The sequence below is a fragment of the Delftia sp. UME58 genome (assembly GCF_014170385.1).
GTDB lineage: Bacteria > Pseudomonadota > Gammaproteobacteria > Burkholderiales > Burkholderiaceae_C > Comamonas > Comamonas acidovorans.
Window position 1 is genome coordinate 226,894 of record NZ_LZZV01000114.1, and the last position, 15,790, is coordinate 242,683.

Below are 15,790 nucleotides of genomic sequence, written 5' to 3' on the forward strand. Positions count from 1 at the left end.
TTCGTCCTCCTTCGCCCGCGTGCCGCGAACAGCCTGCGCGTGGACGGCGTTCGTCTTTTTTCCCGGAGTCAGGAATGATGTTTTCCCCATGGCTGCTGGCCGGCGCACTTGCGCTGCCAGCCGTCGGCATGGCCGCCCAGGCCCAGGCCGCACCCGCAAGCCCGTCCAATCCCCCGCCCGCATCCGCATCCGCATCCGGATCCGTATCCGCATCCACGCCCACATCCGTTGCCTTGTCCGCCGAACAGGCACAGGCGCTGGGCGTGCGTTTCGAACCCATTCAGGCGGCACAGCGCATCGAGGTCTCGGCCCACGCGCGCGTCGTGCTGCGGCCCGATGCCCAGGCCGTGGTGGCCGCCCCCTATGCGGGTGCGGTGCCGCGCGTGCTCGTGGCCCTGGGCCAGACGGTGCGCACCGGCCAGCCGGTGGCGGTGTTCACCAGCCCGCAGCTGTATGAGGCGCGGCGCGCGCTGCTGGAGGCCGAGTCCCAGTCGCGCCTGGCACGCCAGGCCCTGGCGCGCGACCAGGCGCTGCATGAGGACGGCATCATCGCCGCCAGCCGCTGGCAGGCCACGCAGGCGCGCGCCGCTGAGGCCACGGCCATGGCCCAGGCGCGGCGCGCCGAACTGGCCGCCAGCGGCCTGCAGTTCGTGGGCAACGAGGTGCACCTGGTGGCGCCCCGCGCAGGCCTGGTGACCGAAGTGCTGGCGGTGCCGGGTGCCCGCGTGGAGGCCTCGGCGCCGCTGCTGCGCGTGGCCGACCCCAAGGCGCTGGAACTGGACCTGCTGCTGGGCCGCGAGGTGCCGCTGCCCGGCGTGGGCGACCGCGTTCAGGTGGCGGCGCGCGGTGCGCAGGGCAAGGTGGCCGGAATGGCACCGGTCGGCGATGGATCGGCCGGCATGCGGGTGCGCGTTGCGCTGGAACGCACCGGCGACCTGCGTGTGGGCGAAAGCGTGACCGCCTTGCTGGCCCTGGCCGGTGCGGACGCCGGGCCTTCCGATGGATCTGCCGGTGCACGCCTGCGCGTGCCCGCTGCGGCGCTGGCGCATTGGAACAACCGCACCGGCGTCTTTGTCGCCACCGGGCAGGGGGCGCGCTTCATGCCGCTGTCCGTGGAGGCCAGCGACGAGGCCACGGCCGTGGTGCGCGGCACGCTGCCGCCCAAGGCGCGCATTGCCGTGACGGGCATTGCCGCGCTCAAGGGCCTGCTGGGCGGGGGTGAGTGATGCTGGCGCGCCTCATCGATTTTTCGCTGCGCCAGCGCGCGCTGGTGCTGATGGCCGCCTGCGCGCTGGCCCTGGCCGGTGCCTGGGCCTATGTGCACCTGCCCATCGATGCCTTCCCCGACATCTCGCCCACCCAGGTCAAGGTGATCCTGAAGGTGCCCGGCATGACGCCCGAGGAGGTGGAGCAGCGCGTCTCCACGCCCGTCGAGCAGGAACTGCTGGGCCTGCCGCACAAGACCATGGTGCGCTCGGTGTCCAAGTACGGCATCAGCGACGTGACCGTGGATTTCAGCGAGGGCACGGACGTGTACTGGGCGCGCCAGCAGGTGTCCGAGCGGCTGGCCGGCCTGCAGCGCGAGCTGCCCGCCACGGCCGAAGGCGGGCTTGCCCCCATCACCACGCCGCTGGGCGAGATGTTCATGTTCACCATCGACGGTGAGCAATGGTCTCTGGCCGAGCGCCGCCATGTGCTGGACTGGGTGATTCGCCCTGCACTGCGCACCGTGGCCGGCGTGGCCGACGTGAATGCCCTGGGCGGAATGGTGCGCGGCTACGAGGTGATCCCCGACCCCGCCCGGCTGCGGGCGCGCGGCGTGACGCTGGACCAGCTGCGCCAGGCGCTGGAGGCCAACAACCGCAACGACGGCGCAGGCCGGCTGGACCGTGGGGAAGAGCACTGGGTGGTGCGCGTGGAAGGCGGCGTGCGCGGGCTGGACGACCTGCGCGCCATTGTCGTGGCGCCCGCCCATGAGGGGCGCGTTGCCGCCACCGTGGGCGATGTGGCCACCGTGCGCCTGGGCGAAGCCACGCGCAACGGCGCCGTCAGCCGCGACGGACGTGGCGAAGCCGTGCAGGGCCTGGTGCTGGGACTGCGCGGGGTGGATGCGCGCAGTCTGGTGGACGCCGTGCAGGCGCGGCTGGACGAACTGGCTCCCCGGCTGCCCCAGGGCATGAGCACCCAGGTCTTCTACAACCGGGGCGACCTGGTCTCGCGCGCGGCGGGCACCGTGGTGCGCGCCCTGGTCGAGGCCAGCGTGCTGGTGCTGGTCACGCTCTACCTGTTCCTGGGCGGGCTGCGGGCGGCCCTGGTGGTGGCGGCCACGCTGCCGCTGTCCATGCTGGCCACCTTCCTGCTGATGCGCCATGCGGGCCTGACGGCCAACCTGATGAGCCTGGGCGGCCTGGCCATCGCCCTGGGCATGCTGGTGGATGCTGCGGTGGTGGTGGTGGAGAACATAGAGACCGCGCTGGCGAATGAGTCTGCGGGCGCAACGGCCATCGAAACGGCGGGCAGCTCCCCGCCGCAGTACCGGGCCGTGCTGATCCGCCAGGCGGTCTCGGCGGTCTCCGTGCCCATGCTGGCCGGCGTGTCCATCATCGCCATCGTGTTCCTGCCGCTGCTCACGCTGCAGGGGCTGGAGGGCAAGCTGTTCGCGCCCGTGGCACTGACCATCGTGCTGGCGCTGGGGGCCTCGGTGCTCATCGCCTTCACCGTGGTGCCTGCGCTGGCCTCGCTGCTGCTGCGCTCGCATGGTGGCGATGAACCCTGGCTGATGCGGCGCGTGGCCCGGGGCTTCGAGCGCATGCAGCGCTGGAGCCTGGCCCACCGGCCTGCGGTCTTCGGCATTGCCGGGGCATCGCTGGCCGGGGCGGCCGTGCTCTACCTGTCCGTGGGCAAGACCTTCATGCCCACCATGGATGAGGGCGACATGATCGTGCAGCTGCAAAAGACGCCCTCCATCTCGCTGGCCGCTTCGCTGGACATGGACGGGCGCGTGCAGCGCGCGCTGCTGGAGCAGGTGCCCGAGATCCGCTCCATCGTCGCGCGCACGGGCTCCGACGATCTGGGCCTGGACCCGATGGGCCTGAATGAGACCGATACCTTCCTGGTGCTGCGCCCGCGCGACGAGTGGCGCGGCAGCAAGGAAGACATCGCCGAGGCCATACGCCACGTCATGCAGGGCTTTCCGGGGCTCATCTACGGCTTCACCCAGCCCATAGAAATGCGCGTCTCCGAAATGCTGACCGGCACGCGTGGCGACGTGGCCATCAAGATCTTCGATCCCGACCTGGCGCGGCTGGACACTGCCGCCCAGGCCGTGGCCGCGCGCATGCGCGCGGTGGCCGGGGCCTCCGAAGTCATCGCGCCCAGCAACAGCGGCGTGCAATACCTGCAGGTGGCGCTCAACCGCGCGGCGCTGGGCCAGTCCGGGCTCAGTGGCGATGGCCTGCAGGCGCAACTGCGCGCCCTGGTGGAAGGCGAGCGCATTGGCATCGTGCCCGAAGGCGTGGCGCGCACGCCGCTCATCCTGCGCGGCGGGGCGGCGCTGCGCCAGTCGCCCGAAGGCCTGGCCGGGCTGCTGGTGACGGCGGCGGACGGCAGCAACTGGCCATTGACCTCCCTGGCCACGCTGGCGGCCCGCGACGGCCCCGTGCGCGTGGACCACGAAAACGGCGCACGCTTCGCCGTGGTGCAGGTCAACGTCGAAGGGCGCGACCTGGCCAGCTTTGTGCGCGATGCCCAGGCGGCCGTCGCCGGTGATGCCGGCCTCAAGGACATGCGCATCGTCTGGGGCGGCCAGTTCGAGAACCAGCAGCGCGCCGCCGCGCGGCTGGCGCTGGTGGTGCCGCTGGCGCTGGGCGCCATCTTCGTGCTGCTGGTGCTGACCTTCCGCTCGCCCAGGCAGGCGCTGCTGGTCATTGCCAACATCCCGTTCGCGCTGGTGGGCGGCATGGCGGCGCTGAGTGCGGCGGGCGAGTACCTGTCGGTGCCTGCCTCGGTGGGCTTCATCGCGCTGCTGGGCATTGCGGTGCTCAACGGCGTGGTCCTGGTATCGCACTTCAACAACCTGCTGGCTGCGGGCCAGCCCCTGTCCCAGGTGGTGCGGCACGGCGTGCGCGACCGGCTGCGGCCCGTGCTGATGACGGCCTGCATCACCGCGCTGGGCATGGTGCCGTTGCTGCTGGCCAGCGGGCCGGGCTCGGAGATCCAGCGGCCGCTGGCCATCGTGGTGGCGGGCGGGCTGGTCAGTTCCACGGCGCTGACCCTGCTTCTGCTGCCTTTGCTGTTCGAACGCTTCGGCCTGCCGCGGCGCCAGAGGGAGGCCCGGCCATGAACGCCATCCGCGCCCAAATCACCTGCACCACCCGCACCCACACCCACACCCACACCTCCTCCCTCCACTGCAGGGCGCAAGGCCTTGCCGGACTCTCTTTCAGGAACATGCCCATGAAACCCCTGCTGCATGCCTGGGCCGCTGCCTTGCTGTGTGCCTGCGCTGTCCAGGCCCAGGCCCAAAGCCATCTGCCGCCCGAGGCCGCCGTGCGCGATGCCGTGGCCCGCTCTCCTGCCGTGCAGGCGGCCGACGCCGCGCAACGCGGCGCTGCGGCGCGCGCCCAGGCCCTGCGCGCCGGCCCGCATGAAACCGTGGTGCGCGCCAGCGGCCAGCGCCGCTGGGTGCACGACGGCTCGGGCCAGCGCTTTACCGAGGGGCAGATCGCCATCGAGCGCCCCCTGCGCCTGGGTGGCAAGGCCGAGTCCGATGCGCAGCTTGCCGAAGCGACCCAGGCCGCATCGCGCGTGGCTGCCCAGGATGTGCGGCACGAAGCAGCACGCCAGTTGCTGGCGCTGTGGTTTGCCGCACAGCGCGCAGGCCAGGCGCAGCAGACCGCCCGGGACAATGCCGACGCTGCCGCCGAACTGGCCCGCGTCACCGAACGCCGGCTGCGCGCAGGCGATGCGGCCAGGCTGGACGCCGAACTGGCCGCCGCCGAGCACGCGCGCATGCAGGCCGCGCTGGCAACGGCCCAGGCCGCGTACCAGGCGGCCCAGGCCGACCTGCAGGCGCGTTTTCCGGGCCTGGAGGCTGCGCGGACGAAGGAGGGGGAGGCTGCGCCACCGCTGCTGGATCTGCCACCGCTGCCCGATCTGCCACCGCAGCCACCGGCCCAGCTGCGCCTGCGCTACATAGAGCACAGCCACGAATACCTGCTGGCCCAGGCCGAGGAAACCCTGGCACTGCGCCAGGCCCGCCGTGCCGATCTGGAGCGCCGGCCCGACCCTACCGTGGGCGTGTTCGCCACCAGTGAGCGAGGGGGCAGCGAGCGCATTGCGGGCGTCAGCCTGTCCGTGCCCCTGGGCTCGGTGCACCGCCAGGCCCAGGCCGACCAGGCCCTGGCCGATGCCGACGCCGCGCTGTCCCGCCGCCTGGCGGCCGAGCGCCGCCTGGGCGCGGAGTTCGACGTGCTCTGGAGCCTGCTGGCCGGCAAGCGTGCCGCTGCCCAGGCCCAGGCCCGCGCCGCCACGCTGCAGCAGGGCGCCGCCGACCGCGCACTGCGCGCCTACCGCGCCGGCGAATCGGGCCTGACCGAACTGCTGGCCGTGCGCCGCACCCTGGCCGAAGCGCTGCTGGCCGAACGCCTGGCCCGCAGCGAGGCGCTGGAAGGCGACAGCCGCCTGCGGCTGGATCTGCATGAGCTGTGGGATTTTGATGACTGAGTGCGGCTGCAGCCCTCGACAATCCGTGTACAGCGACCCAACCCCAGCCAATCCATGAGACCCAGGATCCCTCCCCTCAAACGTCTGCTTGTTCTCGTCACGGTGGTGGTGCCAGCCCTGGCCTGGTGTCTGGTCAAACCAGTGCGCGTGATGGCTCCCGGGCTGGCCGGCGTGTCCTGTACGGCGGATCGGATCTGCGTGGACGATGTCTCGCGACTGGAGCAGGCCAGCGCCATGGTGGAGGAGGCCCATGGATTCCTGGCGGCGCGCCTGGGCACTGCGCCGCACCGGCCCCGGGTGGTGTTCTGCGCCACCCAGGCCTGTGCGGACAGCTTCGGGCTGGGCGCGCGCTCTGCCATTAATCTGGCGGGTCTGGGCACGGTCATAGGCCCCAGGGCCTGGACCGCCTACTACCTCCGCCATGAACTCATCCACCAGGTGCAGAGCGAGCAACTCGGCATCGTCCGCATGCTGCTGCGGCCCGCATGGTGGACCGAAGGCATGGCCTACGACCTCAGCGAGGACCCGCGCCCCGTGCTCGCCGAGCCCTGGCAAGGCTACAGAGCCAGATTCCATGCATGGCATGCCCGGGCTGGCGACGCGGGGTTGTGGACTGCGCCGCTCTAGGGTCGACCACCACCCAGCGTCGCAATCAACTGCTCGTACATGGCATCCACGGCCGCCGAGCCTTGCGAGGCCTTGCTGCGCAGGGCCGAAACTTCCATGGACACCAGCGGCGGAAGTTCGAAGCCGGCCGGCAGGTTCTGCAGCACCTGCAGGTGCGAGGGCACGCTGCAGCGCGTGAACACGGCCACGGCCAGGCCGCTTTCCACGGCGGCCAGCTGGCCGGCAAGGCTGGAGCTGTGATAGACCACGCGGTGCGCGCGCCGCTGGGCCGCCAGGCTGGACAGCGCCGCCGTGCGCGCCAGGCTGGCGGCCTCGTAGACGGCAATCGGCAGGGGATTCTTCCTCCACACCTCGTGCTGCGGCGCGCCCACCCAGACCAGGGGCTCGTGGAACAGCAGGCGCCCGCGCTGGGGCCTGTCGCGTGAGACCAGGGCCAGGTCCAGCGTGCCGCGCACCACCTGCGGGATGAGTGCGGTGGACTGCTCGCAGGTCAGCTCGATCTCCACGCCCTGGTAGCGGCCTGCAAAGCTGCGCAGCACGGGCGTCAGATAGGTGGATGCGTAGTCGTCCGGCACGCCCAGCCGCACGCGCCCGGACAGGTCGGGGCCGAACAGGGCCGCCTGCGCCTGGGCCTGCAGCTCCAGCATGCGCCGCGCATAGCCCAGCAGCTCCGCGCCTGCGGGCGTGAGCTGCAGATGGCGCGGGCCGCGCAGCAACACGGGTTGGCCCAGGGCGGTCTCCAGCTTCTTGATCTGCATGCTCACGGCGGCCTGTGATCGGTGCAGCAGCGGCGCGGCAGCCGAGAGCGAGCCCGCATCCACCACGGTCACCAGGGCGCGCAGCCAGTCGATCTGCAGGTCGGGGTGGTTCACGGCACGCTCCATGGATTCGAATATCGAATACTAAACCTGCAAACTATTTGCTTTACGAGAATTTCCTGCCACGAGACGATCGCGGCCATGCAAGACAGAACCCATTCCTTACAGGCCGCATCCGTAGCCTCCGCCACGCCCGCACAAGCCGCTCCCACAGCGCAGGAGACACGCGGCCAGTGGCTGATGATCGCGGGCGGCGTGCTGCTGGGCACCGTCGGCATATTTGTGGAAGAAGCCCGCCAGCACCCGTTGGTCACCGTGCTGTTTCGCTGCGCCTTCGGCGCGCTGGCGCTGCTGGCCTGGGGCCTGGCCACGGGCCGCATGGGGGAGTTGCGCGTGCGCGGCAGGAGTTGGCCAGTGGTGGTGGCCACCGGCGTCCTCATGGTGATGAACTGGGCCCTGTTCTTTGCCGCCATACCGCGCACCTCCATTGGCGTGGCCACCATCGTGTTCCACATCCAGCCGGTGTGGATCATGCTGTTCGGCACCCTGGTGCTGCGCGAGGCCATGGCGCCACGGCAGGTGGCGGCCGTGCTGGCGGCGTTGCTGGGACTGGTGTTGACCACGGGGCTGCTGGGTGGCTATGCGACGGCCTGGGGACCGGACCATGTGTCCGGGCTGCTCATGTGCCTGGCCGGCTCGCTGTGCTATGCGGCCGTGACCATCCTGGCCAAGACCGAGAAAGTGGTCACGCCGTTCGCGCTGGCCTGGTGGCAATGCGCGGTCGGCACCGTGCTGCTGCTGTGGGTGCCGCTGGTTCATGGCTGGCCGCAGGCGCCGTCGTCCTGGGCCTGGCTGGCCGGTCTGGGCGTACTGCACACCGGCCTGGCCTACGCCATTCTCTTTGCGGGCATGGCCCGCCTCACGCTGGGCCGCATCGCCGTGCTGCAGTACGTCTATCCGCTGACGGCCATCGTGCTGGACTGGACCGTCTACGGGCGCGCGCTGGGTGCCGTGCAACTGGCCGGCGTGGGCCTGATGGCCGGGGCGCTGCTGGTGGTCAAGGCCCGACAGCTGCGATGAGCCGTGCGGGCCCTGGCGCAGGGCCTACTGCTTGCCCAGCGCCTTGTACTGCTCGTACAGCTCGTCGGCCAGCCGACGCAGGGCGCGGCCTATGGCGGCGTACTCGTACTCGTTGAGGTTGGCCAGCGAGGCGCGGCCCGAGGGGCGGTCGGAGCCGAAGCCCCGGCCAGGCAGCAGCACGATGCCGGTCTCGTCCGCCACGCGGAACAGCATGTCGCCCGTGGAGGACTGCTGCACGGCCCATTGCGAGAAGGCTTCGCCGTAGAGCCGGCAGGTCACGGTCTGCAGGTCGATCAGCGTGTAGTAGTTGACCGAGTTGGGATTTTCCAGCGGGGGCATGCCCAGCTCGCGGTACAGCGTGGCCTCGCGGCGGCGGATCAGTTGCTTGAGCGCCTGCTTGTAGGCGTCGGCTTCATCCATGAGCGCGAACAGCGAGAACAGCACCATCTGCACCTGCTGCGGCGTGGACAGGCCGGCCGTGTGGTTCAGCGCCACCACGCGGCTGTCGGCCACCAGGCGGTCGATGAACTTGAGCGAGCGCACATCGGGTAGCAGCGAGCGGTAGCGGTGGTCCAGCGCCTTCTTGGCGGACTCGGGCAACTGCGCCAGCGCATGGTCGAACACGTTGTCCTTGTGCGCCGCGATCACGCCCAGGCGCCAGCCCGTGGCCCCGAAATACTTGGAGAACGAATACACCAGCAGCGTGTTCTGGGGGCAGACCGAGAACAGGGACTGGAATTCATCGGCAAAGGTGCCGTAGACATCGTCGGTCAGGATCAGCAAGTCGGGCCGCTGCTCGGCCACGATGGCGCGCACGCGGTCCAGGCTGCGCTGGTCCATCTTCACGGACGGCGGGTTGCTGGGGTTCACGCAAAAGAAGATCTTGACGTCCGGGTCCTTGAGCTTGTCCAGCTCGGCGTCGGAGTACTGCCAGCCGTTGTCGGGGTCGGCGTGGATGGGCACTTCATTGAGGTCGTACTGGGCCAGTTCGGGAATCTCGATATACGGCGTGAACACCGGCATGCCGATGGCGACCTTGTCGCCGGCCTTGAGCAGGCCGCTGATGCGCAGGCTCTCGAAGATATAGGCCATGGCCGCCGTGCCGCCCTCGACCGCGAACAGGTCCACCGACTCGGGCGGCACTGCGCCGCCTGCCATCTCGCGGACGATGTACTGGCGCACGATCTGCTCGCTCACGGTGAGCATGCGCGGCGGCACGGGGTAGTTGCAGCCCAGGATGCCGTCCACCATCTCGTGCAGGAAGGCGGCGGGGTCCAGCCCCAGCTGGTCGCGCACATAGCTCAGCGACTTGCCCAGGAATTTCACGCCCTCCTGGTCGCGGTGCTCGGCGATGAAGCGCTCGAAGCGGCCCTCGATGCCGTCGAGCTTGGCCAGCCCGCCCACGCCCACCGTCATGTAGGAGTACGACAGCTCCGACTCCGCCGCCGCGAACAGCCCCAGCCGGAAGAACGCCCGGCGCGGCGTGGTCGCCAGGAAGTTGGGATTGCCGCGCCCCGCATTGAGCATGAGGCGGTTGGCCTTGCCCGAGGCCACCTTGATCAGCTCGTCCTTGAGTTCGAACGGGCTCAAATTCGCCAGACTCCGATAATCCTTGCTCATTGCGCAGCTCCTTGTGATGGTCCTTGGTGGTCCTTGGGGATCGGTCAGGGGTGATCAGGCAAAGGCGATGACCAGCGGCCCCAGCAATGTGAGGAACACATTGGCCAGCGCATAGGTGATCGCAAACGGTGCCGTGGGAATCGAGTTGCCGGCCTTGTCCAGAATCTCGCCAAACGCCGGGTTGGCGCTGCGCGCCCCCGACAGCGAGCCCGCGAACACGGCCACGTTGTCATAGCGCAGCACGTACTTGCCGAACAGCATGGCGATCAGCAGCGGCACGATGGTCACCACCACGCCCAGCAGGAACAGCGTCAGGCCCTGCTGCATCACCGTGGTCACGGCCTGCTGGCCGGACTGCAGGCCCACCATGGCCACGAAGCCGGCCAGGCCCAGGTCGCGCAGCAGCGTGGAAGCGGCCGTGGGCATGTTGCCGAAGGTGTGCTTGCGGCTGCGCCACCAGCCGAACAGCAGGCCGGCCAGCAGGGCCCCGCCGCCGCTGCCCAGCGTGATGGGAATGGAGCCCAGGCGCAGCACCAGCAGCCCGATCAGCAGGCCCACCGTGATGCCCAGGCCGTGGAAGACAAAGTCCGTCTTGTCGCTGGGCACGATGATGGGGCCCACCGACTGCGCAGCCTTTTGCACATCCTGCGGCGTGCCGAACAGCGTCACCACATCGCCCGGCATGACCATGGTGGCCGGCGCAATCGGCACCGGCGTGCCCGCGCGCATCAGCGCCACTGCGTACACACCGTGCTTGAACTCCTGCGACAGGCTGTCCAGGATGTCCTTCACGCTGCGGTTCAGGTACTGGTTGTTGGAGATGGCCACGTCGCGCCGCACCATCACCACGTCCATGCCCTCGGCGCCCTGCAGCTCCTCGCCCACCGAGGCGCCCAGCGCCACCACGGCCGCGCGCCGGCCCACCAGCAAGATGATGTCGCCGGCCTCCAGCGCCAGGCTGCCGTCCACGCCCACCAGCGCGTTCCTGCGCTGTATGCGTTCCACCGTCACCGTGCCGCCGTTGGCGGTGGCGCTGGCCTCCAGCTCCGCCACGGTGCGGCCTGCCTGTCCCACGCGGAAAATGCGGCCCACCAGATCCGGCACGGCCGGTGACTCGCCGGTTCCGTACACGCGCACGCCCTTGAGCAACTCCTGCTCGGCCTGGATCGCGTCCTCGCGGATCTTGCGGCCCGTCAGCCACTGCAGCACGTTCACGCACATGATGATGGCGCCGAAGGAGCCGAAGATATAGGTCACCGCATAGCCGATGGCCACATTGGCCTGCATGCGCTGCACCTCGTCGGGCGCCAGCCCCAGCTTCTCGATGGCCGAGCCCGCCGTGCCGATGATGGCCGACTGCGTCAGCCCGCCCGCCGCCAGCCCCACCCAGACCAGGGGCTCGTGGAACAGCAGGCGCCCGCGCTGGGGCCTGTCGCGTGAGACCAGGGCCAGGTCCAGCGTGCCGCGCACCACCTGCGGGATGAGTGCGGTGGACTGCTCGCAGGTCAGCTCGATCTCCACGCCCTGGTAGCGGCCTGCAAAGCTGCGCAGCACGGGCGTCAGATAGGTGGATGCGTAGTCGTCCGGCACGCCCAGCCGCACGCGCCCGGACAGGTCGGGGCCGAACAGGGCCGCCTGCGCCTGGGCCTGCAGCTCCAGCATGCGCCGCGCATAGCCCAGCAGCTCCGCGCCTGCGGGCGTGAGCTGCAGATGGCGCGGGCCGCGCAGCAACACGGGTTGGCCCAGGGCGGTCTCCAGCTTCTTGATCTGCATGCTCACGGCGGCCTGTGATCGGTGCAGCAGCGGCGCGGCAGCCGAGAGCGAGCCCGCATCCACCACGGTCACCAGGGCGCGCAGCCAGTCGATCTGCAGGTCGGGGTGGTTCACGGCACGCTCCATGGATTCGAATATCGAATACTAAACCTGCAAACTATTTGCTTTACGAGAATTTCCTGCCACGAGACGATCGCGGCCATGCAAGACAGAACCCATTCCTTACAGGCCGCATCCGTAGCCTCCGCCACGCCCGCACAAGCCGCTCCCACAGCGCAGGAGACACGCGGCCAGTGGCTGATGATCGCGGGCGGCGTGCTGCTGGGCACCGTCGGCATATTTGTGGAAGAAGCCCGCCAGCACCCGTTGGTCACCGTGCTGTTTCGCTGCGCCTTCGGCGCGCTGGCGCTGCTGGCCTGGGGCCTGGCCACGGGCCGCATGGGGGAGTTGCGCGTGCGCGGCAGGAGTTGGCCAGTGGTGGTGGCCACCGGCGTCCTCATGGTGATGAACTGGGCCCTGTTCTTTGCCGCCATACCGCGCACCTCCATTGGCGTGGCCACCATCGTGTTCCACATCCAGCCGGTGTGGATCATGCTGTTCGGCACCCTGGTGCTGCGCGAGGCCATGGCGCCACGGCAGGTGGCGGCCGTGCTGGCGGCGTTGCTGGGACTGGTGTTGACCACGGGGCTGCTGGGTGGCTATGCGACGGCCTGGGGACCGGACCATGTGTCCGGGCTGCTCATGTGCCTGGCCGGCTCGCTGTGCTATGCGGCCGTGACCATCCTGGCCAAGACCGAGAAAGTGGTCACGCCGTTCGCGCTGGCCTGGTGGCAATGCGCGGTCGGCACCGTGCTGCTGCTGTGGGTGCCGCTGGTTCATGGCTGGCCGCAGGCGCCGTCGTCCTGGGCCTGGCTGGCCGGTCTGGGCGTACTGCACACCGGCCTGGCCTACGCCATTCTCTTTGCGGGCATGGCCCGCCTCACGCTGGGCCGCATCGCCGTGCTGCAGTACGTCTATCCGCTGACGGCCATCGTGCTGGACTGGACCGTCTACGGGCGCGCGCTGGGTGCCGTGCAACTGGCCGGCGTGGGCCTGATGGCCGGGGCGCTGCTGGTGGTCAAGGCCCGACAGCTGCGATGAGCCGTGCGGGCCCTGGCGCAGGGCCTACTGCTTGCCCAGCGCCTTGTACTGCTCGTACAGCTCGTCGGCCAGCCGACGCAGGGCGCGGCCTATGGCGGCGTACTCGTACTCGTTGAGGTTGGCCAGCGAGGCGCGGCCCGAGGGGCGGTCGGAGCCGAAGCCCCGGCCAGGCAGCAGCACGATGCCGGTCTCGTCCGCCACGCGGAACAGCATGTCGCCCGTGGAGGACTGCTGCACGGCCCATTGCGAGAAGGCTTCGCCGTAGAGCCGGCAGGTCACGGTCTGCAGGTCGATCAGCGTGTAGTAGTTGACCGAGTTGGGATTTTCCAGCGGGGGCATGCCCAGCTCGCGGTACAGCGTGGCCTCGCGGCGGCGGATCAGTTGCTTGAGCGCCTGCTTGTAGGCGTCGGCTTCATCCATGAGCGCGAACAGCGAGAACAGCACCATCTGCACCTGCTGCGGCGTGGACAGGCCGGCCGTGTGGTTCAGCGCCACCACGCGGCTGTCGGCCACCAGGCGGTCGATGAACTTGAGCGAGCGCACATCGGGTAGCAGCGAGCGGTAGCGGTGGTCCAGCGCCTTCTTGGCGGACTCGGGCAACTGCGCCAGCGCATGGTCGAACACGTTGTCCTTGTGCGCCGCGATCACGCCCAGGCGCCAGCCCGTGGCCCCGAAATACTTGGAGAACGAATACACCAGCAGCGTGTTCTGGGGGCAGACCGAGAACAGGGACTGGAATTCATCGGCAAAGGTGCCGTAGACATCGTCGGTCAGGATCAGCAAGTCGGGCCGCTGCTCGGCCACGATGGCGCGCACGCGGTCCAGGCTGCGCTGGTCCATCTTCACGGACGGCGGGTTGCTGGGGTTCACGCAAAAGAAGATCTTGACGTCCGGGTCCTTGAGCTTGTCCAGCTCGGCGTCGGAGTACTGCCAGCCGTTGTCGGGGTCGGCGTGGATGGGCACTTCATTGAGGTCGTACTGGGCCAGTTCGGGAATCTCGATATACGGCGTGAACACCGGCATGCCGATGGCGACCTTGTCGCCGGCCTTGAGCAGGCCGCTGATGCGCAGGCTCTCGAAGATATAGGCCATGGCCGCCGTGCCGCCCTCGACCGCGAACAGGTCCACCGACTCGGGCGGCACTGCGCCGCCTGCCATCTCGCGGACGATGTACTGGCGCACGATCTGCTCGCTCACGGTGAGCATGCGCGGCGGCACGGGGTAGTTGCAGCCCAGGATGCCGTCCACCATCTCGTGCAGGAAGGCGGCGGGGTCCAGCCCCAGCTGGTCGCGCACATAGCTCAGCGACTTGCCCAGGAATTTCACGCCCTCCTGGTCGCGGTGCTCGGCGATGAAGCGCTCGAAGCGGCCCTCGATGCCGTCGAGCTTGGCCAGCCCGCCCACGCCCACCGTCATGTAGGAGTACGACAGCTCCGACTCCGCCGCCGCGAACAGCCCCAGCCGGAAGAACGCCCGGCGCGGCGTGGTCGCCAGGAAGTTGGGATTGCCGCGCCCCGCATTGAGCATGAGGCGGTTGGCCTTGCCCGAGGCCACCTTGATCAGCTCGTCCTTGAGTTCGAACGGGCTCAAATTCGCCAGACTCCGATAATCCTTGCTCATTGCGCAGCTCCTTGTGATGGTCCTTGGTGGTCCTTGGGGATCGGTCAGGGGTGATCAGGCAAAGGCGATGACCAGCGGCCCCAGCAATGTGAGGAACACATTGGCCAGCGCATAGGTGATCGCAAACGGTGCCGTGGGAATCGAGTTGCCGGCCTTGTCCAGAATCTCGCCAAACGCCGGGTTGGCGCTGCGCGCCCCCGACAGCGAGCCCGCGAACACGGCCACGTTGTCATAGCGCAGCACGTACTTGCCGAACAGCATGGCGATCAGCAGCGGCACGATGGTCACCACCACGCCCAGCAGGAACAGCGTCAGGCCCTGCTGCATCACCGTGGTCACGGCCTGCTGGCCGGACTGCAGGCCCACCATGGCCACGAAGCCGGCCAGGCCCAGGTCGCGCAGCAGCGTGGAAGCGGCCGTGGGCATGTTGCCGAAGGTGTGCTTGCGGCTGCGCCACCAGCCGAACAGCAGGCCGGCCAGCAGGGCCCCGCCGCCGCTGCCCAGCGTGATGGGAATGGAGCCCAGGCGCAGCACCAGCAGCCCGATCAGCAGGCCCACCGTGATGCCCAGGCCGTGGAAGACAAAGTCCGTCTTGTCGCTGGGCACGATGATGGGGCCCACCGACTGCGCAGCCTTTTGCACATCCTGCGGCGTGCCGAACAGCGTCACCACATCGCCCGGCATGACCATGGTGGCCGGCGCAATCGGCACCGGCGTGCCCGCGCGCATCAGCGCCACTGCGTACACACCGTGCTTGAACTCCTGCGACAGGCTGTCCAGGATGTCCTTCACGCTGCGGTTCAGGTACTGGTTGTTGGAGATGGCCACGTCGCGCCGCACCATCACCACGTCCATGCCCTCGGCGCCCTGCAGCTCCTCGCCCACCGAGGCGCCCAGCGCCACCACGGCCGCGCGCCGGCCCACCAGCAAGATGATGTCGCCGGCCTCCAGCGCCAGGCTGCCGTCCACGCCCACCAGCGCGTTCCTGCGCTGTATGCGTTCCACCGTCACCGTGCCGCCGTTGGCGGTGGCGCTGGCCTCCAGCTCCGCCACGGTGCGGCCTGCCTGTCCCACGCGGAAAATGCGGCCCACCAGATCCGGCACGGCCGGTGACTCGCCGGTTCCGTACACGCGCACGCCCTTGAGCAACTCCTGCTCGGCCTGGATCGCGTCCTCGCGGATCTTGCGGCCCGTCAGCCACTGCAGCACGTTCACGCACATGATGATGGCGCCGAAGGAGCCGAAGATATAGGTCACCGCATAGCCGATGGCCACATTGGCCTGCATGCGCTGCACCTCGTCGGGCGCCAGCCCCAGCTTCTCGATGGCCGAGCCCGCCGTGCCGATGATGGCCGACTGCGTCAGCCCGCCCGCCGCCAGCCCCGCCG

11 protein-coding genes are annotated in these 15,790 nt (G+C 69.5%); 6 read left to right on the forward strand and 5 right to left on the reverse strand.

Features of this window, described 5'->3' with window-relative positions:
* The first annotated feature begins 74 nt into the window (after positions 1-74).
* The 4 genes from A9976_RS30390 (at position 75) to A9976_RS30405 (ending at position 6,351) form a co-directional block, all read left to right on the forward strand.
* Positions 75-1,226: an efflux RND transporter periplasmic adaptor subunit gene (locus tag A9976_RS30390; protein WP_183022052.1), complete on the forward strand. Its 1,152-nt coding sequence runs from the start codon at positions 75-77 to the stop codon at positions 1,224-1,226.
* Positions 1,226-4,342 (forward strand): efflux RND transporter permease subunit, encoded by a 3,117-nt coding sequence (locus tag A9976_RS30395; RefSeq protein ID WP_183022053.1) that lies wholly within the window; start codon positions 1,226-1,228, stop codon positions 4,340-4,342. Before A9976_RS30390 ends, A9976_RS30395 begins: the two co-directional genes overlap by 1 nt.
* Positions 4,343-4,455: 113 nt before the next feature.
* Positions 4,456-5,724 carry a TolC family protein gene (locus A9976_RS30400; RefSeq protein ID WP_183022054.1) on the forward strand — a complete coding sequence of 423 codons (1,269 nt, stop codon included), beginning with the start codon at positions 4,456-4,458 and terminating at the stop codon, positions 5,722-5,724.
* Between the two features lie 54 nt (positions 5,725-5,778).
* Positions 5,779-6,351: a hypothetical protein gene (locus tag A9976_RS30405; protein WP_183022055.1), complete on the forward strand. Its 573-nt coding sequence runs from the start codon at positions 5,779-5,781 to the stop codon at positions 6,349-6,351.
* Here A9976_RS30405 and A9976_RS30410 read toward each other — a convergent pair.
* Positions 6,348-7,235: a LysR family transcriptional regulator gene (locus A9976_RS30410; RefSeq protein ID WP_183022056.1), complete on the reverse strand. Its 888-nt coding sequence runs from the start codon at positions 7,233-7,235 to the stop codon at positions 6,348-6,350. The genes A9976_RS30405 and A9976_RS30410 overlap by 4 nt on opposite strands.
* Positions 7,236-7,310: 75 nt before the next feature.
* Here A9976_RS30410 and A9976_RS30415 point away from each other — a divergent pair, with 75 nt between their 5' ends.
* Complete coding sequence (locus A9976_RS30415; RefSeq protein ID WP_183022057.1) at positions 7,311-8,249, forward strand: DMT family transporter; 939 nt, start codon at positions 7,311-7,313, stop codon at positions 8,247-8,249.
* A 24-nt stretch (positions 8,250-8,273) separates the two neighbouring features.
* On the opposite strand, the gene A9976_RS30420 is transcribed toward A9976_RS30415, so the two are convergent.
* Both A9976_RS30420 and aspT (A9976_RS30425) read right to left on the reverse strand, forming a co-directional pair.
* Positions 8,274-9,869 carry a bifunctional aspartate transaminase/aspartate 4-decarboxylase gene (locus A9976_RS30420; RefSeq protein ID WP_183022058.1) on the reverse strand — a complete coding sequence of 532 codons (1,596 nt, stop codon included), beginning with the start codon at positions 9,867-9,869 and terminating at the stop codon, positions 8,274-8,276.
* A 54-nt stretch (positions 9,870-9,923) separates the two neighbouring features.
* A complete protein-coding gene (gene aspT / locus A9976_RS30425) occupies positions 9,924-11,756 on the reverse strand; it encodes an aspartate-alanine antiporter (protein ID WP_220808964.1) in 1,833 nt (610 codons plus the stop codon).
* Positions 11,757-11,843: 87 nt separating this feature from the next.
* On the opposite strand from aspT (A9976_RS30425), the gene A9976_RS30435 reads away from it, so the two are divergent.
* Positions 11,844-12,782 (forward strand): DMT family transporter, encoded by a 939-nt coding sequence (locus A9976_RS30435; RefSeq protein WP_183022057.1) that lies wholly within the window; start codon positions 11,844-11,846, stop codon positions 12,780-12,782.
* A 24-nt stretch (positions 12,783-12,806) separates the two neighbouring features.
* Here the strand turns inward: A9976_RS30435 and A9976_RS30440 are convergent, their stop codons facing one another.
* Both A9976_RS30440 and aspT (A9976_RS30445) read right to left on the reverse strand, forming a co-directional pair.
* Complete coding sequence (locus A9976_RS30440) at positions 12,807-14,402, reverse strand: bifunctional aspartate transaminase/aspartate 4-decarboxylase (protein ID WP_183022058.1); 1,596 nt, start codon at positions 14,400-14,402, stop codon at positions 12,807-12,809.
* A 54-nt stretch (positions 14,403-14,456) separates the two neighbouring features.
* A partial coding sequence (gene aspT, locus A9976_RS30445) for an aspartate-alanine antiporter (RefSeq protein ID WP_183022059.1) occupies positions 14,457-15,790 on the reverse strand: 1,334 nt, incomplete at its 5' end.

Coding starts and splice junctions, on each gene's coding strand:
- A9976_RS30420 (WP_183022058.1), bottom strand. CDS start 9,869: ATGAGCAAGGATTATCGGAGTCTGGCGAATTTGAGCCCGTTCGAACTC.
- A9976_RS30415 (WP_183022057.1), top strand. CDS start 7,311: ATGCAAGACAGAACCCATTCCTTACAGGCCGCATCCGTAGCCTCCGCC.
- A9976_RS30410 (WP_183022056.1), bottom strand. CDS start 7,235: ATGGAGCGTGCCGTGAACCACCCCGACCTGCAGATCGACTGGCTGCGC.
- A9976_RS30405 (WP_183022055.1), top strand. CDS start 5,779: ATGAGACCCAGGATCCCTCCCCTCAAACGTCTGCTTGTTCTCGTCACG.
- A9976_RS30435 (WP_183022057.1), top strand. CDS start 11,844: ATGCAAGACAGAACCCATTCCTTACAGGCCGCATCCGTAGCCTCCGCC.
- A9976_RS30440 (WP_183022058.1), bottom strand. CDS start 14,402: ATGAGCAAGGATTATCGGAGTCTGGCGAATTTGAGCCCGTTCGAACTC.
- A9976_RS30390 (WP_183022052.1), top strand. CDS start 75: ATGATGTTTTCCCCATGGCTGCTGGCCGGCGCACTTGCGCTGCCAGCC.
- A9976_RS30400 (WP_183022054.1), top strand. CDS start 4,456: ATGAAACCCCTGCTGCATGCCTGGGCCGCTGCCTTGCTGTGTGCCTGC.
- A9976_RS30395 (WP_183022053.1), top strand. CDS start 1,226: ATGCTGGCGCGCCTCATCGATTTTTCGCTGCGCCAGCGCGCGCTGGTG.